The sequence below is a fragment of the Bradyrhizobium sp. 14AA genome (assembly GCF_054185205.1).
Window position 1 is genome coordinate 507,281 of the sequence record NZ_JAVAYM010000002.1, and the last position, 26,860, is coordinate 534,140.

General features: G+C 66.4%; 21 protein-coding genes. 1 reads left to right on the forward strand and 20 read right to left on the reverse strand.

Annotated elements, in window-relative coordinates; genetic code table 11:
* Nucleotides 1-46: 46 nt before the first annotated feature.
* The 19 genes from recN to rsmH all read right to left on the reverse strand — a co-directional run bounded on the left by recN (nucleotide 47) and on the right by rsmH (nucleotide 24,125).
* Complete coding sequence (gene recN / locus RAD15_RS07380) at nucleotides 47-1,735, reverse strand: DNA repair protein RecN (RefSeq protein ID WP_458175886.1); 1,689 nt, start codon at nucleotides 1,733-1,735, stop codon at nucleotides 47-49.
* 13 nt (nucleotides 1,736-1,748) lie between these two features.
* The gene (locus tag RAD15_RS07385) at nucleotides 1,749-2,651 is read right to left on the reverse strand and encodes an outer membrane protein assembly factor BamD (protein WP_458175888.1); all 903 of its coding nucleotides are present in this window, start codon (nucleotides 2,649-2,651) and stop codon (nucleotides 1,749-1,751) included.
* A gap of 243 nt (nucleotides 2,652-2,894) precedes the next feature.
* Complete coding sequence (lpxC, locus tag RAD15_RS07390; protein ID WP_458175890.1) at nucleotides 2,895-3,857, reverse strand: UDP-3-O-acyl-N-acetylglucosamine deacetylase; 963 nt, start codon at nucleotides 3,855-3,857, stop codon at nucleotides 2,895-2,897.
* 360 nt (nucleotides 3,858-4,217) lie between these two features.
* Nucleotides 4,218-6,017 (reverse strand): cell division protein FtsZ, encoded by a 1,800-nt coding sequence (gene ftsZ / locus RAD15_RS07395; RefSeq protein ID WP_458175892.1) that lies wholly within the window; start codon nucleotides 6,015-6,017, stop codon nucleotides 4,218-4,220.
* Between the two features lie 87 nt (nucleotides 6,018-6,104).
* Entirely contained in the window at nucleotides 6,105-7,427 is a 1,323-nt protein-coding gene (gene ftsA / locus RAD15_RS07400; RefSeq protein ID WP_458175894.1) for a cell division protein FtsA, read from the reverse strand.
* The gene (locus RAD15_RS07405) at nucleotides 7,424-8,452 is read right to left on the reverse strand and encodes a cell division protein FtsQ/DivIB (RefSeq protein WP_458175896.1); all 1,029 of its coding nucleotides are present in this window, start codon (nucleotides 8,450-8,452) and stop codon (nucleotides 7,424-7,426) included. The genes ftsA and RAD15_RS07405 overlap by 4 nt, the downstream gene beginning before the upstream one ends.
* Nucleotides 8,453-8,801: 349 nt before the next feature.
* Nucleotides 8,802-9,788 (reverse strand): D-alanine--D-alanine ligase family protein, encoded by a 987-nt coding sequence (locus RAD15_RS07410; RefSeq protein WP_458175898.1) that lies wholly within the window; start codon nucleotides 9,786-9,788, stop codon nucleotides 8,802-8,804.
* A 22-nt stretch (nucleotides 9,789-9,810) separates the two neighbouring features.
* Nucleotides 9,811-10,731: a UDP-N-acetylmuramate dehydrogenase gene (murB, locus tag RAD15_RS07415; RefSeq protein ID WP_458175900.1), complete on the reverse strand. Its 921-nt coding sequence runs from the start codon at nucleotides 10,729-10,731 to the stop codon at nucleotides 9,811-9,813.
* Between the two features lie 4 nt (nucleotides 10,732-10,735).
* A complete protein-coding gene (murC, locus tag RAD15_RS07420) occupies nucleotides 10,736-12,139 on the reverse strand; it encodes a UDP-N-acetylmuramate--L-alanine ligase (protein WP_458175901.1) in 1,404 nt (467 codons plus the stop codon).
* Between the two features lie 201 nt (nucleotides 12,140-12,340).
* A complete protein-coding gene (gene murG / locus RAD15_RS07425; RefSeq protein ID WP_458175903.1) occupies nucleotides 12,341-13,441 on the reverse strand; it encodes an undecaprenyldiphospho-muramoylpentapeptide beta-N-acetylglucosaminyltransferase in 1,101 nt (366 codons plus the stop codon).
* Between the two features lie 176 nt (nucleotides 13,442-13,617).
* Nucleotides 13,618-14,769, reverse strand: coding sequence for a putative lipid II flippase FtsW (gene ftsW / locus RAD15_RS07430; RefSeq protein WP_458175905.1), 1,152 nt, complete (start codon nucleotides 14,767-14,769; stop codon nucleotides 13,618-13,620).
* A 210-nt stretch (nucleotides 14,770-14,979) separates the two neighbouring features.
* Complete coding sequence (locus RAD15_RS07435) at nucleotides 14,980-15,384, reverse strand: hypothetical protein (RefSeq protein WP_458175907.1); 405 nt, start codon at nucleotides 15,382-15,384, stop codon at nucleotides 14,980-14,982.
* Between the two features lie 2 nt (nucleotides 15,385-15,386).
* Nucleotides 15,387-16,787 (reverse strand): UDP-N-acetylmuramoyl-L-alanine--D-glutamate ligase, encoded by a 1,401-nt coding sequence (gene murD, locus RAD15_RS07440; RefSeq protein WP_458175909.1) that lies wholly within the window; start codon nucleotides 16,785-16,787, stop codon nucleotides 15,387-15,389.
* A 10-nt stretch (nucleotides 16,788-16,797) separates the two neighbouring features.
* The gene (mraY, locus tag RAD15_RS07445) at nucleotides 16,798-17,901 is read right to left on the reverse strand and encodes a phospho-N-acetylmuramoyl-pentapeptide-transferase (RefSeq protein WP_014492955.1); all 1,104 of its coding nucleotides are present in this window, start codon (nucleotides 17,899-17,901) and stop codon (nucleotides 16,798-16,800) included.
* A 158-nt stretch (nucleotides 17,902-18,059) separates the two neighbouring features.
* On the reverse strand, nucleotides 18,060-19,439 hold the full coding sequence (locus tag RAD15_RS07450) for a UDP-N-acetylmuramoyl-tripeptide--D-alanyl-D-alanine ligase (protein ID WP_458175912.1): 1,380 nt from the start codon (nucleotides 19,437-19,439) through the stop codon (nucleotides 18,060-18,062).
* Nucleotides 19,436-20,893: a UDP-N-acetylmuramoyl-L-alanyl-D-glutamate--2,6-diaminopimelate ligase gene (locus RAD15_RS07455; RefSeq protein WP_458175914.1), complete on the reverse strand. Its 1,458-nt coding sequence runs from the start codon at nucleotides 20,891-20,893 to the stop codon at nucleotides 19,436-19,438. The genes RAD15_RS07450 and RAD15_RS07455 overlap by 4 nt, the downstream gene beginning before the upstream one ends.
* An 83-nt stretch (nucleotides 20,894-20,976) precedes the next feature.
* The gene (locus RAD15_RS07460; protein ID WP_458175916.1) at nucleotides 20,977-22,743 is read right to left on the reverse strand and encodes a peptidoglycan D,D-transpeptidase FtsI family protein; all 1,767 of its coding nucleotides are present in this window, start codon (nucleotides 22,741-22,743) and stop codon (nucleotides 20,977-20,979) included.
* Nucleotides 22,740-23,132 carry a cell division protein FtsL gene (gene ftsL / locus RAD15_RS07465; RefSeq protein WP_458175918.1) on the reverse strand — a complete coding sequence of 131 codons (393 nt, stop codon included), beginning with the start codon at nucleotides 23,130-23,132 and terminating at the stop codon, nucleotides 22,740-22,742. The genes RAD15_RS07460 and ftsL overlap by 4 nt, the downstream gene beginning before the upstream one ends.
* Nucleotides 23,133-23,135: 3 nt before the next feature.
* Nucleotides 23,136-24,125 carry a 16S rRNA (cytosine(1402)-N(4))-methyltransferase RsmH gene (gene rsmH, locus RAD15_RS07470; RefSeq protein WP_458175920.1) on the reverse strand — a complete coding sequence of 330 codons (990 nt, stop codon included), beginning with the start codon at nucleotides 24,123-24,125 and terminating at the stop codon, nucleotides 23,136-23,138.
* Nucleotides 24,126-24,648: 523 nt separating this feature from the next.
* Between rsmH and RAD15_RS07475 the strand changes: the two genes are divergently transcribed.
* Nucleotides 24,649-25,431 carry an N-acetylmuramoyl-L-alanine amidase gene (locus tag RAD15_RS07475; protein WP_458175922.1) on the forward strand — a complete coding sequence of 261 codons (783 nt, stop codon included), beginning with the start codon at nucleotides 24,649-24,651 and terminating at the stop codon, nucleotides 25,429-25,431.
* Between the two features lie 184 nt (nucleotides 25,432-25,615).
* Here the strand turns inward: RAD15_RS07475 and RAD15_RS07480 are convergent, their stop codons facing one another.
* Nucleotides 25,616-26,848 carry an RNA polymerase sigma factor gene (locus RAD15_RS07480; RefSeq protein ID WP_458175924.1) on the reverse strand — a complete coding sequence of 411 codons (1,233 nt, stop codon included), beginning with the start codon at nucleotides 26,846-26,848 and terminating at the stop codon, nucleotides 25,616-25,618.
* Nucleotides 26,849-26,860: the final 12 nt, after the last annotated feature.

Consider the following 26,860-nt stretch of genomic DNA (forward strand, 5'->3'; position numbering starts at 1 on the left):
TCTGCGGAGCAGCGCTATGCGCTGCACCGCGTCCGGGACACGGGGGCTAAGCCGTCGCCGCCTTGAGCAACCTCTCCGCGGCCGCCCGCGCCTCGGCCGTGATCTCGGCGCCCGCCAGCATGCGCGCGATCTCCTCGCGGCGGTGGTCGGCGGCCAGCGCATTGACGCGGGTGGCGACGCGCTTGCCCTTGTCGAGGGCGTCCTTGGAGATCAGCAAATGCTGGTCGGCGCGGGCGGCGACCTGCGGGGCGTGGGTCACGGCCATCACCTGGACCTTGCCGGCAAGCCGCGCCAGGCGCCCGCCGATGGCGTCGGCGACCGCACCGCCGACGCCGGTGTCGATCTCGTCGAACACCAGGGTCGGCGCCGAGCCGCGATCGGACAGCACGACCTTCAGCGCCAGCAGGAAGCGCGACAGCTCGCCGCCGGAGGCGACCTTCATCATCGGACCCGGCTTGGTGCCCGGGTTGGTCTGCACCCAGAACTCGACCCGGTCGAAGCCTTGCGGCCCCGGCGTCGCCTCGTCGGTCTCGACCTGGGTCATGAATTTTGCGCGTTCGAGCTTGAGCGGCGCGAGCTCGGCGTTGACGGCCTTGTTGAGCTTCTCGGCCGATTTCTGCCGCGCCATCGACAGCTTCTTCGCGGCGGCGGCATAACGGCTATCTGCCTCGATCGCGGCCTGCTCCAGCTTCTTCAAGCGCGAGGCGCCGGCATCGATCAGGACGACATCGGCGGCATATCTGGCGGCGAGCGCGGCGAGGCCATCGACCGGCGTCGAATATTTGCGCGAGGCGGCGCGAAGTGCGAACAGGCGCTCCTCGATGCGTTCGAGCTCGGCCGGATCGAAATCGGTGGCGGCGAGCGCGGCCAGCAGATGCTGGTCGGCCTCCTCCAGTGCATTGATCGCGGCGTCGATCGCCCTCACCGCGGGCTCGACCAAGGCGGGCGAGTTGACGCCGCGGCGCTCCAGCCGGCGCACGGCGGCCGACAGCGAGGCGACCGGCGAATGATTGCCGCCGACCGCCTCCTGCGCCTCGCGCAGGTCGGAGGCGATCTTCTCGCCCTGCATCATGGTGGTGCGGCGCGAGGCCAGCGAGGTCTCCTCGCCATCCCTGGGCGCGAGCTGCTTCAGCTCGTCGGCGGCGTGGCGGAGATAGTCGGCCTCGCGCGCGGCGCGCTCCATTCCGGCGCGATGCTCCTCCAGCGCGGTGTTCGCGGTGCGGCGCGCATCCCAGAGCGATTCGACGGCCACGACGTCCTTTTCCAGGCCGGCAAAGGCATCGAGCAGGCGGCGGTGAGTGGCGGCATCGACCAGCGCGCGCTCGTCGTGCTGGCCGTGGATCTCGACCAGGGCGGCGCCGACCGCCTTCAGCGTCTGCACGCTGATCGACTGGTCGTTGATGAAGGCGCGAGTACGCCCGTCGGCGAGCTGGACCCGGCGGAGAATCATCTCGGAAGACTCGTCAAAGCTCGTATCGTCCAGCCCGTTCTCGGCGAGGATTTTCGCCGCGGGGTGATTTTTGGGGATATCGAACACGGCAGTGACCTGCCCCTGCTCCGCACCGTGGCGCACGAGGCCGGCATCGCCGCGGCCGCCGAGCGCGAGCGCAAAGGCATCGAGCAGGATGGATTTGCCCGCACCGGTCTCGCCGGTCAAAACCGCGAGGCCCGTTGCGAATTCGATATCGAGCCGTTCGATCAGGACGATGTCACGGATCGACAGACGCGCCAGCATGGAACCCTATTTCCTAGCCGAGGCCCATTTTCTTGAAGGTCTTGCTGATCCATGACCCCTGATTCTCGCTCGGCTCGAGACCGCCGGATTTTACAAGATTATAGGCGTCCTTGTACCAGCGGCTGTCAGGAAAATTGTGCCCAAGCACGGCGGCGGCGGTCTGCGCCTCGCCGACGATGCCGATCGCCATATAGGCCTCGGTCAGGCGGTACAGCGCCTCCTCGACATGGCGGGTGGTCTGGTACTGCGTCACCACCGCCTTGTAGCGGTTGATCGCCGCCGTGTAGTCGCGCTTCTGCATGTAGTAGCGGCCGACGTTCATTTCCTTGCCGGCAAGCTGGTCGCGCGCGCCCTCGATCTTGGCCTTGGCAGCGGTCGCATATTCGGACGTCGGATATTTGCGCACCACCTCTTCCAGCGCAGCGATCGCCTTCTCGGTGCGGGCCTGGTCGCGGCTGGTGTCCGGGATCTGGTCGTAATGGGAAGCAGCGATCAGATATTGCGCGTAGGCCGCGTCCGGGCTGCCGGGATGCAGCGTGACATAGCGGGTGGCGGCGCCGATGCAGCCGTCGAAGTCGCCGCCCTGGTAGGAGGCATAGGCCGACATCAGCAGCGATTTGCGGGCCCAGTCGGAATAAGGATGCTGGCGGTCGACCTCTTCGAACTTCTTGTTCGCCGCCTTCATGTCCTTCTTCTCGTTCATGAGGTACAGGCCCTCATTGTAGATCTTGTCGGCGGGCTCCTCGGTGAAGGTGTCGTCCTTGGCGGTGAACTTGTCCCACAGCGCGCCGGTGCCACAGCCGGCCAGCGGCAACGCGAGCATGAAGAGGGTGGCGGCCTGAAGCAGCCCACGGGCTCCGATCGAGGCCGTCGGCCAAACCGCTAGATATCCGCGCGTCATACGCTGTGCCGACATGAGTTTAAGCCCTGACGCCCTGTGATGCGGTGTCCGCCAGCCCGTGAACTCCGTCATGGGCGCGCAATGTAACCGTGGTGCCTGCCATGCGACCACGCCGGTGTATCCGAAAAACGATCGTTAACACACCGGATAGGCAGGCATTTCGCCCGGATTAAGGCGAAACTGCCGCAATGCTAGCCGATCATGGTTACCAGGAGTTTCCCGGAGAAAACCGCGGCAAATGCCTGCGACAAGTTGCCGTCAGGAGACGTCCGGCCCATAGGCCGCGGCGATCCGGCCACCGACGATGCCGCGACCGACTTCGCCCACGGGACGCGTGGTGCGGCGGACCGCCTCGCCCTCGACCACCCGCCAGGCGGTACGGTCGGCGAGCAGCGCAGTCAGGACGGCGTGATTGAGCTTGTGGCCGCCACGAACCGAGCGGTAGGCGCCAAGCAGCGGCAGTCCGGCCAGCGCGAGGTCGCCGATCACGTCCAGCACCTTGTGGCGGACGCATTCGTCGGCGTAGCGCAGGCCCTCGGTGTTGAGCAGCCGCTCGTCGTCGAACACGACGGTGTTGTCGAAGGAGGCGCCGAGGGCATAGCCCGCGCCCCAGAGCCGGGCGACATCGCACATCAGACCGAAAGTCCGGGCCCGGCCGACTTCGCGGCGGAAACGTTCCGGGTTGAGGTCGAACGCGTAGCTCTGCTGGCCGATGACGGGATTGCTGAAGTCGATCTCGACCTCGGCGCGGAACCCGTTGGCGTAGGGCCTGATCTCGCCGAAGGAGTCGCCGATCTTGACCGCGATCGGCTTCAAAACCTGGATGAAGCGGCGCTGCGCCGACTGGGTCACGATACCGGCCTGGTCGATCGCGGCGATGAAGGCCGCGGCGCTGCCGTCCATGATCGGCACTTCGGGCCCGTCGATCTCGATCGTGGCGTTGTCGACGCCCATGCCCCGCAGTGCAGCAAGCACGTGCTCGGCGGTGGACACCAGCGGGCCGCTGCGATCGCCGAGAACGGTGGCGAAATCGGTCGCGATCACCTGCTCGGCGGTCGCCTGAATTTCGCGGTCACTTCCCTCAAGGCCTGTGCGGACAAAAATAAGACCTGCGTCGACAGGCGCAGGCCCAAGCGTGAGAGTGACGGGAAGACCGGAGTGAACGCCCACGCCTGCCACAGAGGCTTGCGCACGAAGCGTTGTTTGCCGGCTAAACTTCATCAGGAACCGCCCCACTATGACCACTGCGACTTATACTAGACCCACCAGACCGGCCAGTGCCGGTGGTTGCGAATCCGTATCCCCAAGTCACGCCAAATCATAGTCACTGCCCCAAACAGCGCCAACTCACGCTTTTTTACCGATTGTTACCCCAAACCTGCCGTATTCGCGCCAAGGCTTAACCAAATTGCGCCGAGATTTTGGGCCGTTATCGGCGGATTTACTGAACCACCGAATAAGTAATTAATGATTTAAAATCAGTTGCTTGAGTGCGCAATCCGGGTATGCACGGGCCAAAAGGAAAGGTCCCGGCAAGCTTCCCGCCGGGACCTTTTTTCGTCTGCCTTATTGTAACAATCCTCAGGTCGCCTGCCGCCGCAGGAAGGCCGGGATATCAAGATGGTCGTCACCCTGTGGCGCCGACGCAACAGGCGCCGGGCGGCCATGCATGTCCAGGCCCTGCGGCGCGGGACGACGGGCATACTCCGATACCGGTTCGCTGGCTGCGATTTGCTGCGCAACGGTCTTCTGCTGCCGGCGATCGGGCAGCGGCGGCATTGCGGGACCGGCGGTGCGGGCGGCCACCGGCGGCTCGCTCTCCTCGTCGCGACGGCCGAGGCCGACATTGGCGAGGCGCTGGAGCAGCGACAGGCGGCTCTTCTGCGGGGTCTCTTCCTCGACCTCACCGCGGGCCTGGCGAAGCTCGGCCTGGGCCGGCATCGGCAGTTCCTCGATCCGGGGCATCCGCGGCGCGCGGACCGGCGGACGCTCGGCCTGCGGCGGGATGAAGTTTTCCGGCATCATCGGCTCCTGCATCGCGACCGGGGCCATGTCGGGCTCCGGAAACAGGGTCGGCTTCTGCGCGATCGGGCGCACGGTGACGTCGCCATAGGTCTGCATCGGCGCCGGGGCCTGCGGGACTTCCGCAACGGCAGCGGCGATGGCGGCAAGGGCGGCGCGCTCGACGTTTGGACGCGGCGCGACCGGTGCGGCAGCGACCGGGGCGCCGGCCGAGATCTGCCCTTCCAGCTTCTGGGCGCGCTCGGCCATGCGCTGATTGTCGGCGCGGAGCCGCGCGGTCAGGTCGGCGAGACGGCTCTCGGCAGCGACGGCCGGAGCTGCGGGAGCCTGCTGCGCCTGCGGCGCGGCGTTCGCAACCGGAGCGGAGGTCGCCTGGCTGTTGCGGGCGATCGCAGCCTGCTCGATGCCAGTGGCAACGACCGAGACGCGGATCAGGCCGTCGAGCGCTTCGTCGAAGGTCGCGCCGACGATGATATTGGCGTCCTGGTCGACTTCCTCGCGGATGCGGGTCGCGGCTTCGTCGACCTCGAACAAAGTGAGGTCCTTGCCGCCGGTGATGGAGATGAGGAGGCCCTTGGCGCCCTTCATCGAACTATCGTCGATCAGCGGGTTGGCGATCGCGGCTTCCGCGGCGGTCAGCGCGCGCTTGTCGCCGGAGGCCTCGCCGGTGCCCATCATCGCCTTGCCCATCTCACGCATGACGGCGCGGACGTCGGCGAAGTCGAGGTTGATCAGGCCTTCCTTCACCATCAGGTCGGTGATGCAGGCAACGCCGGAGTAGAGCACCTGGTCGGCCATCGCGAAGGCGTCGGCGAAGGTGGTCTTCTCGTTGGCGACCCGGAACAGGTTCTGGTTCGGAATGATCAGGAGCGTGTCCACGACCTTGTGAAGCTCGTTGATGCCGGCTTCAGCCGTGCGCATGCGGCGGCCACCCTCGAAGTGGAAGGGCTTGGTGACGACGCCGACGGTGAGGATGCCCATGTCGCGCGCGGTCTTGGCGATCACGGGAGCTGCACCGGTGCCGGTACCGCCGCCCATGCCGGCCGTGACGAACACCATGTTGGCGCCCGAGAGATGGTCGCGCAGCTCGTCGATCACCTCTTCCGCCGCCGCCGCGCCGACGTTCGGCTGCGAACCGGCGCCGAGGCCCTGCGTGACCGCCGTGCCCATCTGCACGATGCGCTGCGCCTTCGACATCGTCAGCGCCTGCGCGTCGGTGTTGGCGACCACGAAATCGACACCCTGGAGGCCCGCCGTGATCATGTTGTTGACGGCGTTGCCACCGGCGCCGCCGACGCCGAACACGGTGATGCGGGGCTTCAGTTCGTGAATATCAGGAACATTGATGCTGATGGTCATGTTTGCCTCTCGATCACGCGCGCGTGGGTTCGCCCCGGCCGGCGGCCGCGGGAGTTGGTGAAAATCGACAATTGCGGAAAGGAGTCATCAAAAGCCCTCGCGTAGCCATCGTCCGACCTTTCCGAAATATCCGCCGGTCCCTGTCCTGACCTGCTGCCGCGTATGCCGCGGTTCGACATGTTCGAGGTGAACATATTGCGGGTAGACGAGGAGTCCCGCCGGCACCGCGAACGCGGCGTTCTTCGCCTCGTTGGGCAGCCGGCCGAAACCGAGCGGACGTCCGACCCGCACGGGCCGGCCGAGAATCTGTGTTCCGAGCTCGACCAGGCCGGTGAGCTGCGAGGCACCGCCCGAGAGCACGACGCGGCCGTTGGGCTCTGAGGCGAAGGGCGAATCCTTCAGCTTGTCCCGAACCATTTCGAAGACTTCCTCGGCACGGTGCTTGACGATGTTGGCGATGGTGGCGCGGGAGACGATCTGCGGCAGATCCTGCTCGTCACCGGCTGTCGGTACAGACATCAGCTCACGCGAGTCCGATCCGCCGGTGATGACGGTCCCGTATAACGTCTTGATTCGCTCGGCATCGGCAATGGTCGCGGAGAGTCCGCGCGCGAGATCCATCGTGATGTGTTGCCCGCCGACCGCAAAACCCGCCGCATGCACGAAACGGCCGCCGGAATAGACCGCGATCGTGGTGGTGCCGGCGCCCATCTCGACGACGGCGGCGCCGAGGTCGGCCTCGTCGTCGGTCAGCACCGACAGGCCGGCGACATAGGGGCTCGCCGCCATGGCTTCGACATTGATGTGGCAGCGTTCCACCGCGAGCATCAGGTTCCGCGCCACGGTGGCGTCGCACGTGACGACGTTCATGTCGACACCGAACTGGTGCGCGACCATGCCGCGGGGATCGCGAATGCCCTTGACGCCGTCGAGCGTGTAGCCGACCGGCAGCGCGTGCAGCACGGTGCGGCCCTCGCCGGTGGCGTGGCGCATGCCGGTGGAGGTGACGCGGCTGACGTCGGCGGGCGTCACGGCGCCGCCGCGGATGTCGGCGGCGGCCTCGACCAGCTGACCGGAAAGCCGGCCGCCGGAGACCGACAGCAGCACGGACTCGACCCGCACCTTGGCCATTTTCTCCGCGAGCCCGACGGCCTGGCGCACCGCCTGCTCGCATTCGATAAGGTCGATCACCGCGCCGGCCTTCATGCCGCGCGACTGGATCTGGCTGTAGCCGATCAGCTCCACCGCATGGGTGCGGCCGCGTAGCGCGTCGCTCGGCGGCGACGGCTTCAGCCGCGCGATCATGCAGGCGATCTTGCTGGTGCCGATATCGAGGCAGGCGACGAGGCCGCCGCGCTTGTGCGGCATCGGGCGCGTCTTCGGCGTCTGGGTGCGATCAAGACCGGTCATGCGGCGTCCCCGGCCTTTTTCTTCTTCTTGTCCTTGAACAGGTCCTCGCGCGCCTTGGCGGCGTCGTCGGACAGCTGCACCACCAGCCGATCCGGCAGGCGCATGTCGACGGCGACGATGTCGCGCGAGAACAGCCTGTCCTCCTTGTCGAGCTTCGACAGCATTGCCAGCGCATTGCCGACGTCCTGCTCGGGCAGACGGATATCGAGACCGTCCTTGAGCCTCAGGTTCCAGCGCCGCTCGCCGACATAGATCGCGGCCTTGGTCACCGCATTGACCTGCGGATAGCGCGCCAGCAGCGCCAGGAAATCGCGGGCCTGCGTTTCGGCGCCCTTGCCGACCACGAGCGGCAACGACAGGAAGCGGCGCGAGACATAGGGTTCGAGCACGGCGCCGTCGTCGGCGATGACGGAGAGGCGGCCGGCCTCCTGCCACAGCGCGAACGCCTTGCGCTCGGTGAGCTCGATCATGAGCTGGCCCGGATAGAGCTTCAGCACGGTCGCATCCGCGATCCAGGGATTGGCCTTGAGCTTGTCGCGCACGGCGTCGGCGTCGAGGAACAGCAGCGAGGAGCGGCCGCTGACGCCGCCGATCGCGAGGATCTCGTCCTGGGTCAGCTGCTTGCGGCCGTTGATCACGACGGAGGTGATGCGGAAGCCGGCGGAATTGGCCATCGCGTTGCGGGCATCGCTGACCGCGGTGATGAAATCCTGGAGATGGCCGCCCTTGACGATGCCGAAGCCGCAGCTTCCGATCAGGAGCAGCACGGTCATGGTGATCCCGACCCGGCGCGGCGCATAGCGCTCGACCAGCGCGACCACGCGCGGCGGCGGCTCGCGCTCGACGACGGCCTTGGCCTTGATCTTGTCCTTGGCGGCAGCGCGCGAGGCGTGAAGTCTTTCCTGGCGCTTGTCCTGCACCCACTCGCGCAGAAGCACGACCGCTCCGATCGCGGCCGCCTTCAGGTCAGCTTGGGGCCTCAGCGATCTGAAAAGCGACCGGGTGAGGCTTCCTGCTCCATCCATTGCACGAGCTCGTCAACAGTTTGCCCGCGACATCGCGCGGATCCTGGCGAACATGACGTCTCTGACCTGCCGGGCCGGGTGCTGGTCTTCAGCAGAAGAAGCCTCTCCCCTTCAAAGCGTTCGCTGGAGGTGACATCACCCGCGACAGCTCACGCGCCGGCAGCCAAAGCGCCATATGCGCCGCCAGCGTTAACCTTCGGACGTCCTGGTAAACAAAAGGTAAAGTTCGTTAACGCGGAATGCTTTTTGCCCCGCTATGTGAGGCATTTATGCCGCGATGTCCGGCATTTTACCGGTTTTGGACCCCAAAGCGGGCCGTTTCGCCGATTTGGCCGTTAACCAGTCCTAATTATTTCCGCACGCCCCGGCCGGCGAGCTCGACCAGGCCGCGCAGGAAGTCGACGAACGCGATGCCCTCGGCTTTCAGCGCCTTGGGGTAGAGCGATGACTTGGTCAGCCCGGGCAGCGTGTTGGTTTCGAGATAGACGAGGCCCTTGTCCGACACGATGAAGTCCGACCGGGAATAGCCCGTGCAGGACATCGCCCGATGCGCCAGCATCGCCTGCGACTTCAGCGCGGCGGTGATCTCGGGCGAAAAACGGCCGGGGCAGATCTCCTGGGTCGTGCTCAGGAGATACTTGGCCGCGTAATCGAAATTGCCCTCGCCCGGAATGATCTCGATCGGCGGCAGCGCGATGACCGAGCCGTCGGCGCGCTCCAGCACGCCGCAGGTCGCCTCGACGCCGGCGATATAGGGCTCGATCACGTACTCTTCGTGCTTCGCGGCATTGCGGACCGCGACGAGATCCTGACTGGCGTTGACGAAGATCAGACCATAGCTCGAGCCGTCGCGCGCCGGCTTTGCGATCAGCCGTCCGTATTCGGCAAAGGCTTCGTCGATTTTGTCCAGCGCGACGTTTGCCGGCGGCGTCACGCCGCCAAGCGCTGCGAAATGCTTGGCCGCGATCTTGTCGAAGGCCAGATGCGAGGACGCCGAGCCCGAGCCGGTGAACGGCACGCCGCGCGCCTCGCACATCACCTGCAATTCGCCGTTCTCGGCACACCCGCCATGCAGGCCGAGCACCAGCACACGGCCTTCCGCCTTGGCCTGGTCGAGCGCCTGCGCCAGCGGAATGCCTGACGTGCCGGGTTTGAACTCGTCCTCGAAGGGCCGGGCATGGTCGAGCAGTTGCTTCGACTGCACCACGTGCACCTTGTCCTCGACGTCCCACCACCACAGGTCCGCCTCGGGCAGCGCCTGATGCAGCGCCTGGGCCGAGGCGACCGAAACCAGACGTTCCCGGTTGGAGCCGCCGAAGAGGATGGTGATGCGCATGTTCTCTCGCCGCTTGTCCAGGTTAGCCAGGAATTCCAATCCGCTTGATTTCCCAGTGTAGCTCAATTCCGGAATTTGCCTTCACGCGTTCGCGCACGGTCTCGCCCAGCGTCTCGATGTCGTGCGCAGTGGCATCGCCCGTGTTGATCAGGAAATTGCAGTGCATCTCGGAGACCTGCGCGCCGCCGACACGCAGGCCGCGGCAGCCGGCGGCGTCGACCAGCTTCCAGGCGGAATGGCCGGGCGGGTTCTTGAAGGTCGAGCCGCCGGTCTTCTCGCGGATCGGCTGCGCGGTCTCGCGATGGGTCTGCACCTCCGCCATACGCGCTCGGATCGCATCAGCATCCCTGATCTCGCCGCGAAAGCGCGCGGAAGTGAAGATGATGGAGGGATCGACGCCGCTGTTGCGGTAGACGAATTTCATCTCGGCGTTGGAGAAGACGTGCTTGGTGCCGTCGCGCCCGACGCCTCGCGCCTCGATCAGCACGTCCTTGGTCTCGCCGCCATTGGCGCCCGCATTCATGCGCAGCGCGCCGCCGATGGTGCCGGGAATGCCGAAGTAGAACTCGAGCCCGCCGATATTGGCGGATGCAGCCACTTCCGCCACGCGCTTGTCGAGCGCGGCGGTGCCTGCCGTGACGGTATCCCCACGCGCGGTCGCCTCGCCGAAGGCGCGCGGCGCAAGGCGGATCACGACGCCCGCAATGCCGCCATCGCGCACGATCAGATTGGAGCCGACACCGATGACATAGACGGGAATGTCGGCGGCAAGATGCGCGAGGAAATAAGCGAGATCGTCCTCATCCGCCGGCGTGAACAGCACCTGCGCCGGACCACCGACGCGAAACCAGGTGAGCTCGGCCAGCGACTGGTTGGCCAGCAGCCGCCCGCGAAGATCAGGCATCGCGGCTTTGAGCGAGGGCGTGATGTCGGGGAATCCCACCGCCCTACCCCAGCGCTTTCAATTCGCCCGGCAAGGCATAGGCCCATTGCGTGATGTTGCCAGCACCGAGGCACACGACGAGATCGCCCGACTTGGCGAGCCCCTTCACGATACCCGCAAGCTCGGGCGCCCCCGGAAGCGGAACCACCTCGCGGTGGCCGTGGGCGCGCAGGCCCGTGACGAAATGGTCGCGGTCGATGCCGTCGATCGGCGCTTCGCCCGCGGCATAGACGTCGGCGACAACAACCGCATCGGCATCGTTGAAGCAGGTGCAGAATTCCTCGAACAACGATTGCAGGCGGGTGTAACGGTGCGGCTGCACCACGGCGACGATCTTGCCGTTGGTGGATTCCCGCGCCGCCTTCAGCACCGCCGCGATCTCGACGGGGTGATGGCCGTAATCGTCGATCACGGTGACGCCGTTCCATTCGCCGGTCTTGGTGAAGCGGCGCTTGACGCCGCCGAAGCCCGCGATCGCCTTGCGGATCGCTTCGTCCGACACGCCGAGCTCGCGCGCCACCGCAATTGCCGCCGTCGCATTGGAGGCGTTGTGGCGTCCCGGCATCGGCAGCATCAAATCCGGAATCTCGTGCACGGCGCCGGTCTTGCGATCGCGGAACGCGACCTTGAATTTCGATCCGCCGCCCATCGGGGTGAGATCGACGAGCCGCACATCGGCCTGCGGATTCTCGCCGTAGGTGATGATGCGCCGATCCTCGATCTTGCCGACGAGGCTCTGCACCACGGGATGATCGATGCACATCACGGCAAAGCCGTAGAACGGCAAATTCTCGACGAAATGGCGGAAGGCGTCCTGCACGGCCTCGAAAGTCTTGAAGTGGTCGAGATGCTCGGGGTCGACATTGGTGACGATCGCGACATCGGTCGGCAGCTTCAGGAACGTACCGTCGCTCTCGTCGGCCTCCACCACCATCCAGTCGCCCGCGCCAAGGCGCGCGTTGGAGCCATAGGCATTGATGATGCCGCCGTTGATCACGGTGGGATCGAGCTCGCCGGCATCGAGCAGCGTTGCGACCATCGTGGTCGTCGTGGTCTTGCCATGGGTGCCGGCGATCGCGACGCAGCTCTTCAGCCGCATCAGCTCGGCCAGCATCTCGGCGCGGCGCACCACGGGAATGCGACGCTCGCGCGCCGCCATCAGTTCCGGATTGTCGCGCTTGATCGCGGTGGAGACCACGACGACCTCGGCGCCGTCGACGTTCTCGGCCTTGTGGCCGACCGAGACTTTTGCGCCCTTCTTGCGCAGACGATCGAGATTGTAATTGTCGGAGGCGTCCGAGCCCTGCACGGCATAGCCGAGATTGACCAGCACTTCGGCGATTCCGCTCATGCCGATTCCGCCGATCCCGACGAAGTGGATGGGTCCGATCTCGCGCGGCAGTCTCATGCTCTATCCCGTCGTTCCATCGTCATGCCCGGGCTTGTCCCGGGCATCCACGAATCCTTACCACTTCTTGCAAGACGTGGATGCATAGGCACTCGGTATACCGAGCGCCGTTACTTTTGAAAGCGCGAAGTCGGATAAATCCGACTTCGCATGACAAGCCCGGCCATGACGGCAAAAGTAGGAAATTTGACGGGTTTCGCGTCAGATTCCCGCGACTTTGACCACCAGATCGGCGAGCCGCTCGGCCGCATCGAGCCGGCCGGCACTGCGGGCGGCCCCGGCCATGGCGGCGAGGCGCGCGGGCTCGGCGGCGAAGGCGGAGATTTCGGACGCCAGCCGGTCGGACGTGAACTCGGTCTGCGGGATGCGGATCGCGCCGTCGACCTTGACCAGCACGCCGGCATTGGCGAACTGGTCCTGGTCGATCGAGCCCGGCAGCGGCACCAGGATCGAGGGCCGTCCGATCGCGGCGAGCTCGGCCACGGTGCCGGCGCCGGAGCGCGACACCACGAGATGATTTGAAGCGAGCCGCGCCGGCAAATCGGTGAAGAACGGCGCGAGCTCGGCCTTGATCTTGAGCTTGTCGTAGACCGCGCGGACGCGGGTCATGTCCTCGTCGCGCACCTGCTGGGTGAGGACGAGCCGGCCCCACAGCGCAGGCTCGAGCCGCTCGATCGCGCCCGGCACGATGTCGGCCATGATGCGCGCGCCCTGGCTACCGCCGACGACGAGCAGGCGCAACGGGCCGCTCACCTCGGGCGCGGCGTAAGGCACGGCAGCCGCGGCGAGCACCGCCGGGCGCATCGGCGTGCCGACGGTCGTGGTCTTGCCCGCCAGCGTCGGATCGCGATCAAGCACGCCGGGCAAGGACGTCGCGATGGCGCGGACGCGGCTCGACAGAAAGCGGTTGGCGCGTCCGAGCACCGCGTTGGCGTCGTGAATGATGCCGGGCACGCCGGCGAATTTTGCGGCGACCAGCGGCGGCAGCGTCGGATAGCCGCCGAAGCCGACGACGGCGACGGGCTTCAGCCGCTTGATCAGACCGTAAGCGGACAACGTGCCGGTGGCGAGCGTGAGGCCGGCATAGGCGAGCTGCAACGGATTGCGGCCGCGCGCGGTCTCGCTTGCCACGACGTCGATCATGTCCTTGCTGAACAGCCCGCTGTAGCGCAGCGCGCGCTCATCCGTGACGAGACGAACGCGAAAGCCGCGCCGGATCAGCTCGACGCCGAGCGCCTCGGCCGGAAACAGATGGCCGCCGGTGCCGCCCGCGGCGAGAAGAATCAGGGGGGAGGTGTCCATAACGGGGAGTTTTACAGGGAGTTTTCAGTCATTGCGAGCCGGCGACACGATGCTCGTGCCCCGGGCGCAGCGCAGTACGCCGCCCTTCGCGGCGTGGTGCGCTGCTGAACCGGGGCCCATGGGTGTGGCATTCTGGGTCCCGGCTTTGCGCTTCGCTTGTCCGGGACACGAGACCGTCACGCGTAGCTGCGCATCGCCTCGGCGTGGCCGCTGGCCTCAACCTCGGTGCGCGGGCGCAGCCGCGTCAGGGCCAGCATCATGCCGACGCCATAGGCGAGCGACACGATCGAGGAGCCGCCGTAGGAGATGAACGGCAGCGTCATACCCTTGGCGGGGATGAGCTGGAGGTTGACCGACATGTTGATCGCGGCCTGCACACCGAACAGGATCGCAAGGCCGGACGCCGCAAAGCGCGAGAACATGTCTTCGTTGGCATAGGCGCGCGACAGCGTGCGGATGACGACGAAGGCGAACAGCGTCAGCATCGCCAGGCACAGGATGATGCCGAACTCTTCGGCGGCGACCGCGAACACGAAGTCGGTGTGGCTGTCCGGCAGGCTGCGTTTTGCAATTCCCTCGCCCGGTCCGAGGCCGAACCAGCCGCCGTTGTAGAAGGCTTCCATGGCGGTATCGACCTGGAAGGTGTCGCCCGAGGCCGGATTCATGAAGCGCTTGATGCGCCCGGCCACGTGAGGAACAAAGAGATAGGCGCTGAACAGGCCGGCCGCGGCGGCGCCCGCGAGGCCGAACACCCAGATCATGCGCATACCCGCGATGAAGAACAGCGAGCCCCACACCATCAGGATCAGCATGGTCTGGCCGAAGTCGGGCTCCATCACCAGCAGAGAGACCAGCATCAACAGCAGCACCAGCGCCATCGAGGTCGCCGGCATCTCCGGCCGCTTGGTCGATTCCGCGAACAGCCAGGCCGCGATGACGACGAACGACGGTTTTGCGATTTCGGAGGCCTGGATGTTGACGCCGAGCAGCGTGATCCAGCGTCGCGAGCCCTTCACTTCCGGGCCGATCGCGAGCGTCAGCACAATCAGGATGATGCTGGCCGCAAAGATGATCAGCGCCGAGCGGCGGATCGCACGCGGCGACAGGAAGGAGACCCCGAGCAGCACCAGGCAGGACGGGAGCAGGAACATCACGTGGCGGCTGAAGAAATGGAAGGGATCGAGCCCGATGCGGGTCGCAACCGGCGGGCTCGCCGCCAGCGACAGGATCACCCCGGTCAGCATCAGCGCCAGGATGGCGCCCATCAGCGGCTTGTCGACGGTCCACCACCACTCGGAAAAGGGGGTGCGTTCTTCACGGGAGAGCATGGGCGGCCGCTTTCGGACAGAGGTCCATCCATTGGTCGCCGAGGTTGGTTACCGCAGGGTTAAGGAGTTCGATGAACTTGTGGAGAGTCTCGTGCCCGGACGCAGCGCAGCGCCCTTGCGGTGCGCTGCAGAGCCGGGGCCCAGCGGCTCCTGGGTCCCGGCTCTGCGGAGCGTCACTTCGTGCCGCACCGCGTCCGGGACACGAGAGCACTACTCGTAATTAATCGTGACATCTCCAACGCGCTGGTCGCGTTTGTAAATCTGGACTGTGCCAGAAATGGCCCCGATCCTAACGGCATGCTCGCTACTCCAGGCAACGCTAATATCCTGGTGCTCACGCACACTGAGAAAGGTCGGCGTGCCCTCAGGCGAGAACGTCCGACCGCGAGCCACAATGCTGGCTTGCGTGCTGTCGGGCACCGTGGCTCCGCACTCCTTCCAGACCACGATGACCAACTGGCTACCGCTTGGCGAGGCGAACAAACGCTGACGAACGACGCGGCATGCGCCGAATCCGCTCATGACGTTGTCGATGAGGACAACAAAGAAGAAACCCGCGACGACCGGTACCGCAAGAGCAGCGGCGACAATCCCGGCCCAGCGTCGCCGCGACATCCTCACACCACCGGTTTCACACCCGGCAGCGCCTGCACCAGGTCGCGGAACTTGGTGCCGCGGATCTCGAAGTTGCGGTACTGGTCGAAGGAGGCGCAGGCCGGCGACAGCAGCACGACGGCGTCGGCGAGGCCCGAGGCTTCCGCATCGCGCGCGGCGTTCTCGACCGCGACGTCGAGGGTCTGGCTGATCTCGTGCGCAACGCCCGCCCCCAGCGTTCCCGAAAACTCCTGCGCGGCTTCGCCGATCAGATAGGCTTTTCGGATACGCGGGAAATAGCCGGTCAGGCCAGTGATGCCGCCGGCCTTCGCCTTGCCGCCGGCGATCCAGAAGATGTCGGCGAAGGACGACAGCGCATGCGCGGTGGCGTCCGCGTTGGTGCCCTTGGAGTCATTGACGAACAGCACATTGCCGCGGCGGCCGACCTGCTCCATGCGATGCGCTAGGCCGGGAAAGCTGCGCAGGCCGTTCTGAAGCACATCGAGGCTGATGCCCATCGCGAGTGCGGCGGCGGCAGCGCAGGCGGCGTTCTGCGCGTTGTGCAGGCCGCGCAGCGAGCCGATGCCGCCGAGCTTGGCGACCTCGCTGCGCGCGCCGCCCGATGTGCGCACGATATTGCCGTGCTCGACATGGATGCCGGAGGCCAGCGGATTCTTGACGGAGATGCGCACCACGGTCTTGCCGGCGCGATCGAGCCGGTCGGCGATGTCGCGGCAAAAACCGTCGTCGACGCCGACGATGGAGGTGCCACCGGCCTGCACGCCGGCAACGAGGCGCTCCTTCACCGCGGCGTAATGCGCGATGGTGCCGTGGCGGTCGATGTGGTCCTCGCTGACATTGAGCAGAATGCCGACGGAGGGATCGAGCGAGGGCGTGAGGTCGATCTGGTAGGACGACATCTCGATGACGTGGACGCGGCCCATGCGCGGCGGCTCCAGCGACAGGATCGCGGTGCCGATATTGCCGCCCATCTGGGTGTCGTAGCCGGCCACTTTTGTGAGATGCGCGATCAGCGCCGTCGTGGTCGACTTGCCGTTGGTGCCGGTGATGGCGACGAACGGCGCGTTCGGTGCATGACGGCGACGCTCGCGGCAGAACAGCTCGATGTCGCCGATCACCTCACAGCCCGCCTCGCGCGCCTTCAGCACGCTCCAGTGCGGCACCGGATGGGTCAGCGGCACGCCGGGCGCGAGCACGAGGGCTGAAAAATTCGCCCACGAGACATTGCGCAGATCCGCGGTGATGAAGCCAGCCTGCGCGGCCTTGGCGACATTCTCGGCATTGTCGTCGGCGGCGATCACCTCGGCGCCGCCGGCCTTCAGCGCGTGGCAGGAGGCGAGCCCCGAGCCGCCGAGGCCGAACACCGCGACCGTCTTGCCGGCAAAGGATGTGACCGGGATCATCGCGGTACCGTCAGCGCAGCTTCAGGGTGGAGAGACCGGCGAGCGCCAGCATGACCGAGATGATCCAGAACCGGATCACGATCTGCGGCTCGGTCCAGCCGAGCTGCTCGAAATGGTGGTGGATCGGCGCCATCCGGAAGATGCGCTTACCCGTCAGTTTGAACGACACCACCTGCACGATGACGGAGACCGCCTCCAGCACGAACAGGCCGCCGATCACCGCCAGCACGATCTCGTGCTTCACCGCCACGGCGATGGCGCCGAGCATGCCGCCGAGCGCGAGCGAGCCCGTGTCGCCCATGAAGATCGAGGCCGGCGGTGCGTTGAACCAGAGGAAGCCGAGGCCGGCGCCCAATAGCGCGCCGCAGAGCACGGCGAGCTCGCCGGTACCCGCGACATATTTGATCTGGAGATAATCGGCGAACACCGCGTTGCCGGCGAGATAGGCGATCATCGCAAAACTCGCGGTCGCGATCATCACGGGCACGATGGCGAGACCGTCGAGACCGTCGGTGAGGTTCACCGCATTGCCGGCACCGACGATAACGAAGGCGCCGAACACGACGAAGAACCAGCCGAAATGCAGCACGGTGTCCTTGAGGAAGGGAATCGTCAGCGCGGTCGACGCGGGATCGCGGTTCAGCCGCACCAGCGCGTAGCAGGCCACCAGCGCGATCGCCGCCTCGATCAGCAGCCGAAGCTTGCTGCCGAAACCGGTCGTGGTCTGCTTCGTCACCTTGAGGTAGTCGTCATAGAAGCCGACGAAGCCGAAGCCGAGCGTCACCGCCAGCACGATCCAGACATAGGGGTTGAGCGGATTGGCCCACAGCACCGTGCCGACCGTGAGGCCCGACAGGATCATCAGCCCGCCCATGGTGGGCGTGCCCTTCTTGGCGAGATGCGATTGCGGACCGTCGGTCCGGATCGGCTGCCCCTTGCCCTGTCGGATGCGCAAATGATCGATGATCCAGGGGCCGAACAGGAACACGAACAGCGCGCCGGTGACGACGGCGCCGCCGGTGCGGAAGGTGATGTAGCGGAAGACGTTCAGGAAGGTGCGAACGGCACCGAAGCCCGGAAATGTGTTGGAGAGCTCGATCAGCCAGTAAAACATTCAGTCGGTCCTATGGCGCCTTTGTACGCGGCCTTGATGCTGGCCTTGTCGCGGTGCCTCACGCGCATTCGCTGTCTTCATCATGGGGTCGGGCGACCTCTGGGAAAACGCTTCGCGCCGCAAAAGGGGGGATTCGGGAACAGCGCCTTCCAAGCAGTTTACGCCTTTGCCTGCAAGGCGGCCACTAGGCCCGGCACAAACTTGTTGACCCAGAACATCTTCTTGCTGCCCTTGACAACCACGACATCGCCTGGCCTCAGCAGATTTGCGACCTCGCCCGGCTTCAGCGTGGCGGGATCGTCATGCCAGCCGAGGCCCTTGCCTGATGGCAGCACGTCATAGAGGTTGCGCATCAGGGGGCCGACGCAATAGACGCCGTCGATGCCGTCGAGATGCCCCGCAAGGCCGGTGTGATAGCTCGGCGCGTCGTCGCCCAGCTCCAGCATGTCGCCGAGCACCGCGATGCGGCGGCCGCCGGTCATGTTGCGGGCCTGGAGGCTTTGCAGCGCAGCCGCCACGCTGGCCGGATTGCCGTTGAAGCTGTCGTCGATCACGGTGACGCCGCCGACCGCCTGCTCGACGCCGCGGCCGGTCATGATGCCGACGCGGTCGAGCTTGATCGCGAGCGTCGCCGCATCGAGGTTCGCGGCCCGGATCGAGGCCAGCGCCGCCAGCGCATTCTGCACGCGGTGCGGCGCGCCCGGCGTCAGGCTGAAGGCGATCTGCTTCTTGCCGATCATCGCCACGACCTGCCAGCTCTCGCCATGCGGCGCGTGCGTGACCTCGTGCACCTCGGCATGCTCGCCGAAGCGCACCACCTTGCCCTTCCATTCCGATGCCTTGAGCCCCGCGGGCAGCACCAGCACGCCGTCCTCGGGCAGGCCGAGCGCGATCGACACCTTCTCGCGGCGGATGGCTTCGAGCGAGCCGAGCTTTTCCAGATGCACGGGTTGCACGTTGACCACGAGTGCGACGGTCGGCCGCGTCAATTCGCTGAGCCGCGCGATCTCGCCGGTCTGGTTCATGCCCATCTCGACGACCCAGAGGCTGGCGTCGGGTCGTGCATTGCAAAGCGTCAGCGGCACGCCCCAGAAATTGTTGAAGCTGGAGGGGCTCGCATAGGCATTCGGATAGGCCGCCAGGAATTCCTTGGTGCTGGTCTTGCCGGCGCTGCCGGTGAGCCCGATCACAGGCCCGCGGAAGCGGGCGCGCGCGGCACGCGCGAGGCCCCAGAGACCGTCGATCAGCGTGTCCTTCACGATGATCTGGGGAATGCGGATGCCCGCGATCTCGTGCGGCACGATCATCGCGACCGCGCCGGAGGCTTCCGCCTTGTCGGCGAACTCCCAGCCGGCGCGCGCGCTGGCGAAGGCCGAGATGAAGCCGCCGCTCGGCGTGCCGCTGAGCGCGACGAACAGGCTGCCCGGCTTCACCAGCCGGCTGTCCTGGGTGACGAAATCGATCGGCGTATCCGGGAACGATCCGGCAGCGCCCATCGCGCGCGCCACTTCGGCCACCGTCCATATTGGCGCGCTCATGCTGTCCTCGACGCTAATGCGGCGGCGACCGCCTCGTGATCACTGAAAGGCAAAACCTCGCCGCCGACGATCTGCCCGGTCTCGTGGCCCTTGCCGGCGATCAGCAACGCATCGCCCTCCTGCAATTCCTCGATCGCGGCGCGGATCGCCGCGGCGCGGTCACCGATCTCGCGGGCGCCTTTTGCGGTGGCGAGGATCGCGGCGCGGATGGTTTCCGGCTTCTCGCTGCGCGGATTGTCGTCGGTGATGATGATGCCGTCGGCATTGTCGGCCGCGATCCCGCCCATGATCGGGCGCTTGCCGGCATCGCGGTCGCCGCCGGCGCCGAACACGACGACCAGCTTTCGTTTCGCGTAGGGCCGCAGCGCCTGCAGCGCCTTGGCCAGCGCATCGGGCTTGTGCGCGTAGTCGACGAAGATCGGCGCGCCGTTGCGCTCGCCGACGCGTTCGAGACGGCCCTTGGCGCCTTCGAGATATTCGAGGCCCGCGAATACATCGGCCGCATCGCTGCCGGTGCCGATGGCAAGGCCGGCCGACACCAGCGCGTTCTCGATCTGGAATTCGCCGACCAGCGGCAGCCGGATCGCTTGGCGCCTGCCGCGATGTTCGAGTGCGAGCACCTGCGAAAAACCTTCGACCTTGGCCTCAGTGAGACGAATGCCCTCGCCTGCCCCGTCGCCATTACGGCCAACCGCCATCACGCGCAGACCGCGCGCCCTCGCCGCATCGATCGCTTCCGCCGAGCAATCATGATCGGCCGAGATCACCGCGGCGCCACCGGGCGCGACCAGCTCGCGGAACAGGCGAAGCTTCGCGGCAAGATAATGCGCGACGGTCGGATGGTAATCCATGTGGTCGCGCGAGAGATTGGTGAAGCCGCCGGCGGAGACGCGCACGCCGTCGAGGCGATATTGGTCGAGCCCGTGCGAGGACGCCTCGAAGGCGAGATGCGTCACGCCGTCGCGCGCGATCTCGTCGAGCTGCCGGTGCAGCGCAATCGGATCCGGCGTCGTCAGCGAGCCATAGACGGTGCGCTTGGGCGAGACGAGGCCGATGGTGCCGATGCTGGCGGAGGCATGCCCCAGCCGCTCCCAGATCTGGCGGGTGAACGCGGCGACCGAGGTCTTGCCGCTGGTGCCGGTCACCGCGGCGATGGTCGCGGGCTGCGACGGGAAGAATCTTGCCGCGGCCAGCGCCAGCGTGCGGCGCGGATTGGCGACGGTGATGAACGGCACCTTGCAGATAGCCGGCGCATGGTCGCCGACGATCGCCACGGCGCCTGCGGCCACCGCGGCATCGATGAAGCGCGCACCGTCGGTCTTGCTGCCTGCCAGTGCGAAGAAGAGATCGCCCGGCTTGACCACGCGGCTGTCGAGCGCAACGCCCGTCGCCTCGAGCGCCGCCACGGCGGGCTCAATCGCGGCATCATTGCCTAGCAGGTCGGACAGCTTCATGGTCTTCCAGTCGACATGCCGTGCCGGAAAGCCGAATCCCTGGGAAATCCCGACTCAGCGGCGGCAACGGCCCACCCGTTTGATTACTGGGTTGTCCTGGATGCTGCAAGAATAAGGCGGTCGGACGGCGGCAGGTCGAACCGCGGCTCGACGCCCAGAAGCGGCGCGATCCGCTCGATCACCTTGCCGCCGGTCGGCACCGTGTTCCAGCCCGAGGTGATGAAGCCCTTCGTTTCAGGAATCGCCTGGGGCTCGTCCAGCATGATCAGGATCTGATATTTCGGATCGTCGCAGGGCATGATGGCGGTGAACGAGTTGAGCACGCGTTTCTTGGCGTAGCGGCCGTTGATGACCTTTTCGGACGTACCGGTCTTGCCGCCGACGTAGTAGCCCTTGACGTCGGCGGTCTTGGCGGTGCCGATTTCGGCATTGAGCCGCATCAGGAACCGCATCTTGTCGCTGGTCTCCGTCTTGATCACGCGCTTGGCCATCGCCGCCGCTTCGGATTCGCTGCGCTTCATGAAGGTCGGCGGAATCAGATAGCCGCCGTTCACCAGCGCGTTGATGCCCATCACCGCCTGCAACGGCGCCACCGACATGCCCTGGCCGAACGCGATGGTGACGGTGTTCAGCTCACCCCAGCGGCGCGGGATCAGCGGAGCCGCGCTCTCCGGCAGCTCGGTGCGCAGCCGCGTCAACTGGCCCATCTTGGCCAGGAACGCCTTGTGCGCCTCGACGCCCTGGCCGAGCGCGATCCGCGCCGCGCCGATGTTGGACGAGAAGGTGAACACTTCCTTGGTGTTGATGAAGCGTCCGAGCGGATGGCTGTCGTGAATGGTGAACTTGCCGTAGTGCAGGTTTCCGCGCGCATCCCACGACGAGTTCAAATTGATCTTTCCGGAATCGAGCGCCATCGCCAGCGTGAACGCCTTGAAGGTCGAGCCCATCTCGTAGACGCCGGTGGTCAGGCGGTTGATGCGGTCCGGGTCGTGCGCTTCCTTCGGATTGTTCGGGTCGAAGTCCGGCAGCGAGACCATCGCCACGATCTCTCCGGTCTTGACATTGGAGACGATGCCGGAGGCGGCCTTGGTGTGGTACTTCTCCTTGGCCTTCAGAAGCTCGTCGCGCAGCGCGTGCTCGACACGCAGATCGATCGAAAGCTCGATCGGCTTTTGCAGCCGGTCGGTGGCAAAGCCGGCGCGGTGGAGATCGGCGAGGCCCTGATTGTCGAGCCACTTCTCCATGCCGGCGATGCCCTGGTTGTCGATGTTGACGAGACCGATGAGGTGGGCCACCTCGTTGCCGGTCGGATAGACGCGCTTGTTCTCGCGCAGGAAGCCGATGCCGGGAATGCCGAGCTTGTGGATGTCCTGCTGCTGCTTCGCCGTGACTTCGCGCTTGAGCCAGACGAAGCCCTTGCGCGTCCTCAGGCGCTCGCGCACCTCGGCCTCGTCGAGGTCGGGCACGGTCGCGGTCAGAAGCTCGATCGCCTCGTCCTTGTCGATGATGCGGCGCGGCTCGCCGAACAGGCTCGCTGCCTTGACGTCGGTCGCAAGGATGGCACCGTTGCGATCGATGATGTCGGGCCGCGCGGTCGCGACCACCTCCTGCGCCGCGGCGCGGCGTGCACCGTGAGCGTCAGCGCCGATCGCGAACATCACGAGCCGGCCGCCGATCAGGGCGTAGACCGAGGCGAAGGCCAGCATCGCGAGGCCAACGCGGGCGCGGGCCTTTGCGGCACGATCGACGTTGCGCCCGTAGAGCAGGCTGCGGATCAGCCGCTGCCGCCAAGGTTCAGCTGACCGCTCGGTCGACTTTTCAGTGGGCTTTGCAGGCGTCGCCGGGCTCATTGCTTGTCCTCGGGCTGAGACACGGAGCCCGTCACGGTATCGGGATCGCTCGCGGCTTCGATGGTGTTGAGCATGGCCCCGATCGGGTCGGGCTCGCCCGGCCTGAACATTCGCGGCGGACGCTCCGGCAGGTTCTTCAGCGAATCATATTGCGTACCGTTGACCGGCTTGAGCTGCAGATGCCGGTCGGACAGGCCTTGCAGGCGCAAGGGGGCATCGAGCTTGGCCCATTCGGAGCGCAGCGAGGCGATCGCATCGCGCTGCTCGCGGATCTCCGCATGCAGCCGCAGCACCTTCTCGGTGCGCGCCGTGGAGTCCATCTTGATCCGGTAGACATAGGCCGCCGCGAAGATCAGCGCGCCGATGACGAGGAGGTGGATGAAGCGCATGCGCTAGCTTCCCCTCATCACGTCGGAGAGTTTTGGCCAGGACGATTCCTCGTCGCCCTCGTGCGCGGGCGCAGAGGTGCGCTCGGCGGCGCGCAATTTTGCGGAGCGGGCGCGCGGATTATGCGCGACCTCCTCGTCGCCGGCGACCACGGGCCGCCGCGTCAGCGAGTGGAAGCTCGGCGCGACTTGCGCCACTTCCGGCAGATGCCGCGAGCCGCCGCCGGTCTTGCTGCGCTCGGACAGGAAATTCTTGACGATGCGGTCTTCCAGCGAATGGAACGAGACCACGACGAGGCGGCCGCCGGGCTTGAGCACGCGTTCGGCCGCGGCGAGCGCGGTCTGGAGTTCCTCGAGCTCTTCATTGACGAAGATGCGCAGAGCCTGGAAGGTCCGCGTCGCCGGATGGATGTCGCCGGGCTTGGAGCGCACGATCCTGCCGATGAGATCGGCAAGCGCGCGCGTGGTCGTGAACGGCGTCTCCTGCCGGTCCGCGACGATGGCGCGGGCGATGCGGCGCGAGTGCCGCTCCTCGCCGAAGAGATAGATGATGTCGGCGAGATCGGCTTCCGAGGCGCGCGCGACGACGTCAGCGGCGGTCGGTCCCGCCTGCCCCATCCGCATGTCGAGCGGCCCGTCGAGGCGGAAGGAGAAGCCGCGGCCGGCCTGGTCGAGCTGCATCGAGGACACCCCGACATCCATCACGACGCCGTCGATCGTCTCGACGCCCTGCGCCGCGCAGACCTCGGCGAGGTTGGAGAAGCGGTCTTCGACCAGCGTCAACCGGCCCGCGGCTTGTTCGACGAGCTCGGCGCCAGCAGCGATTGCGGTGCGGTCACGGTCGATGGCAATGAGCCGGGTTCCCGGCACGTCGAGGATGGCGCGGCTGTAGCCTCCGGCGCCGAAGGTGGCGTCGACATAAATACCGCCTGCGCGCGGCGCGAGCTGGTCGACGGCTTCGCGGCCGAGAACGGGAATGTGCGGAGCCGAGTTCATGCGCCACGCCTGTCGAACGTCCAGCCTGACGTCCAAGTGAGATCGGGGACGAACAAGCCCATAACGCCTCGAATGATTCCGCGTCGCGGCGGTTCCACGACAAAGCCCCTGTCCAGCATGGTGACCCAGCCCGGTCGTCCCGGGCCAAAAACCCAGTATTCCCAGTGGAATTTGTCGGGCAGCCATGGATTTCGAGCCAAAATACGCTTTGGCCGCCTCCGGACGCGGGTCGGCTCTTCATCCCTCAGTAACGGCCCTTAGCGTTAAGAAAGCGTTGATCGGCTCGTGACAAGTCGAAAAGGTGAGGCGGCGGTGATGCTTCATCCACACACATGCGCCAAAATGCGTCCGTTAACCGCGCCGCGCGATTGCGCGCGGTGGAGGGTAAAGGAATAGTAAAGAGAAGGGCTTGGCCCACTCTCTGTCAATCTCGAGCTGTCCCATGTCGTCCGGTTCGTCCACGCCGTCTGGAACTGATTCGAAGCGTCAACGCGTTCTCCCGGTTCCCAAGGCCGCGGCGAACATGCGGACGTTCGAGCCGGATTCCTCGATCGTCTCCGACATCATCCCTTCGCCGAACCATGGCGAGCGCAACAAGGGACGGCAGCCGGACATGATCGTGCTGCACTACACCGGCATGCCCGATGTCGAGGGCGCGCTGGCGCGGCTGTGCACCGCGGGCACCGAAGTCTCGGCGCACTACGTCGTGCTGGAGGACGGCCGCATCGTGCAATGCGTGCCCGAGATCAAGCGCGCCTGGCACGCCGGCGTCTCGTCCTGGGCCGGCGAGGACGACGTCAACTCCTGCTCGATCGGCATCGAGATCGTCAATCGCGGCCACGATTGGGGTTATCCGGAGTACCCGCTGCGCCAGATCGCCGCCGTGATCGCGCTGTGCCGCGGCATCATGCTCCGCCGCAAGGTGCCTGCACACCGCGTGCTCGGCCATTCCGACGTCGCGCCCGCGCGCAAGAAGGATCCCGGCGAGAAATTTCCGTGGCATTCGCTGGCCAATTCCGGCGTCGGCCACTGGGTGACGCCCGCACCCGTCGTGCGCGGTGAGACCCTGATGCTCGGCACCATCAGCGACGATGTGCTGGGCCTGCAGCAGGCGCTTGCCAGATATGGCTACGGCGTGCCGCTGACCGGCAAATACGACGCCGCGACCATGGAAGTCGTCACCGCCTTCCAACGCCACTTCCGCCCGGCGCGACTGGATGGGGTTGCTGACCACTCGACGCTGTCGACCTTGCAGGCGCTGCTGGCGAGCTTGCCGGCGGACGGGACGGTGGTGGCGTCGAAGTGACGGCGAAAGCCGGAAGCGCCCAGTCCCGTGTCCTGGACGCGATGCAACGCTCTTCGCGTTGCATCGCAGATCCGGGACCCAGTTGGCGACATAAGTCCGCTGTGGAGAGATGGGCCCCGGCTCTGCAGCGCACCGCCAAAGAGGCGCTGCGCTGCGTCCGGGGCACCAGGCCGGACTTGAGCGACTATCCCATCTCCCTCACCCGTCGCGCATACAGCCGCCGCAGCGGCTCCAGCTGCGTCGCTTCCGTCGCCGCACGATAGGCCGCGCGCGCCTCGTCCTCGCGGCCGAGTCTTCGCAACAGATCCGCGCGCACCGCGGGCAACAGCTCATAGCCGTCGAGCCCGCCGCGCGCAGTGATCGCGTCGACGAGATCGAGCGCACGCGCCGGATTGTCGACCATCGACACCGCCGCGGCGTGGTTGAGCTCGATCACCGGCGAGGGACTGATGCGCAGCAGCACCTCGTAGAGCCCGGCGATCTGCGGCCAGTCGGTCTCCTCGTAGCTCGGCGCACGCGCATGCAGCGCGGCGATCGCGGCCTGCACCGCATAGGGCTGCGGCCGGCCGGGCACGCGGAGCGCGTCGTCCACCAGACGCAGACCCTCATCGATCTGCGCGCGGTCCCACAGCGAGCGGTCCTGCTCCTCGAGCAGCACGATGTCGCCGCCCGACGTCTCACGCCCGGCACGGCGCGCATCGTGCAGCAGCATCAGGGCCAGCAGGCCCTTGATCCCGGCGCGACCAGGCATCAGCCGGTCGAGCAAACGGCCGAGCCGGACTGCCTCCATGGCGAGATCAGGCCTCATCAGGTCTGCGCCCGCGGTCGCGACATAGCCTTCGGTGAAGACGAGATAGATCACGGCCAGCACGCCATCGAGCCGCGGTGCCAGCGCCTCGCGCTCGGGCACCTCGTAGGGAATTCCGGCGAGGCGGATCTTCTGCTTGGCGCGGACGAGGCGCTGCGCCATCGCCTCCTCGCTGACGAGGAACGCGCGCGCGACCTGCGCGGTCGAGAGCCCGCAGACGGTGCGCAGCGTCAGCGCGACCTGGACTTCAACTGCGAACGCCGGATGGCAGCAGGTGAAGATCAGCCGCAGCATGTCGTCGTCGAGCATCGCCGACGGCTCGTCGGTCGCTTGCGCATTCAGCTCGAGCTCATGCACCAGCGCCTGCTGCTTGCCGCGAAAGGCGGCCTGGCGGCGGATGCGATCGATCGCCTTGTTGCGGGCGACGTTGACGAGCCAGGCGCGCGGATTGCCGGGCACCTCGCACGCCTGCCAGCGCTCGAGCGCAACGGCAAAGGCGTCCTGCAGCGCATCCTCGGCGAGATCAAAATCGCCGACGAGGCGGATCAGCGTGGCCAGCGCCCGCCCCGCCTCGTCGCGGAATATCCTGTCGATCTCGGAAGGTGTCATACGTCAATGCGC

What these genes read in the sequence shown, in the direction of transcription:
- ftsA (WP_458175894.1), bottom strand. Translation starts at nt 7,427, where the DNA reads ATGACCGGTCTTGATCGCACCCAGACGCCGAAGACGCGCCCGATGCCG.
- RAD15_RS07475 (WP_458175922.1), top strand. Translation starts at nt 24,649, where the DNA reads ATGCGGACGTTCGAGCCGGATTCCTCGATCGTCTCCGACATCATCCCT.
- ftsL (WP_458175918.1), bottom strand. Translation starts at nt 23,132, where the DNA reads ATGCGCTTCATCCACCTCCTCGTCATCGGCGCGCTGATCTTCGCGGCG.
- RAD15_RS07410 (WP_458175898.1), bottom strand. Translation starts at nt 9,788, where the DNA reads ATGCGCATCACCATCCTCTTCGGCGGCTCCAACCGGGAACGTCTGGTT.
- RAD15_RS07480 (WP_458175924.1), bottom strand. Translation starts at nt 26,848, where the DNA reads ATGACACCTTCCGAGATCGACAGGATATTCCGCGACGAGGCGGGGCGG.
- murC (WP_458175901.1), bottom strand. Translation starts at nt 12,139, where the DNA reads ATGAGACTGCCGCGCGAGATCGGACCCATCCACTTCGTCGGGATCGGC.
- RAD15_RS07450 (WP_458175912.1), bottom strand. Translation starts at nt 19,439, where the DNA reads ATGAGCGCGCCAATATGGACGGTGGCCGAAGTGGCGCGCGCGATGGGC.
- RAD15_RS07455 (WP_458175914.1), bottom strand. Translation starts at nt 20,893, where the DNA reads ATGAAGCTGTCCGACCTGCTAGGCAATGATGCCGCGATTGAGCCCGCC.
- mraY (WP_014492955.1), bottom strand. Translation starts at nt 17,901, where the DNA reads ATGTTTTACTGGCTGATCGAGCTCTCCAACACATTTCCGGGCTTCGGT.
- recN (WP_458175886.1), bottom strand. Translation starts at nt 1,735, where the DNA reads ATGCTGGCGCGTCTGTCGATCCGTGACATCGTCCTGATCGAACGGCTC.
- RAD15_RS07460 (WP_458175916.1), bottom strand. Translation starts at nt 22,743, where the DNA reads ATGAGCCCGGCGACGCCTGCAAAGCCCACTGAAAAGTCGACCGAGCGG.
- ftsZ (WP_458175892.1), bottom strand. Translation starts at nt 6,017, where the DNA reads ATGACCATCAGCATCAATGTTCCTGATATTCACGAACTGAAGCCCCGC.
- RAD15_RS07405 (WP_458175896.1), bottom strand. Translation starts at nt 8,452, where the DNA reads ATGGATGGAGCAGGAAGCCTCACCCGGTCGCTTTTCAGATCGCTGAGG.
- RAD15_RS07385 (WP_458175888.1), bottom strand. Translation starts at nt 2,651, where the DNA reads ATGTCGGCACAGCGTATGACGCGCGGATATCTAGCGGTTTGGCCGACG.
- murD (WP_458175909.1), bottom strand. Translation starts at nt 16,787, where the DNA reads ATGATCCCGGTCACATCCTTTGCCGGCAAGACGGTCGCGGTGTTCGGC.
- ftsW (WP_458175905.1), bottom strand. Translation starts at nt 14,769, where the DNA reads ATGCTCTCCCGTGAAGAACGCACCCCCTTTTCCGAGTGGTGGTGGACC.
- murG (WP_458175903.1), bottom strand. Translation starts at nt 13,441, where the DNA reads ATGGACACCTCCCCCCTGATTCTTCTCGCCGCGGGCGGCACCGGCGGC.
- rsmH (WP_458175920.1), bottom strand. Translation starts at nt 24,125, where the DNA reads ATGAACTCGGCTCCGCACATTCCCGTTCTCGGCCGCGAAGCCGTCGAC.
- RAD15_RS07435 (WP_458175907.1), bottom strand. Translation starts at nt 15,384, where the DNA reads ATGTCGCGGCGACGCTGGGCCGGGATTGTCGCCGCTGCTCTTGCGGTA.
- lpxC (WP_458175890.1), bottom strand. Translation starts at nt 3,857, where the DNA reads ATGAAGTTTAGCCGGCAAACAACGCTTCGTGCGCAAGCCTCTGTGGCA.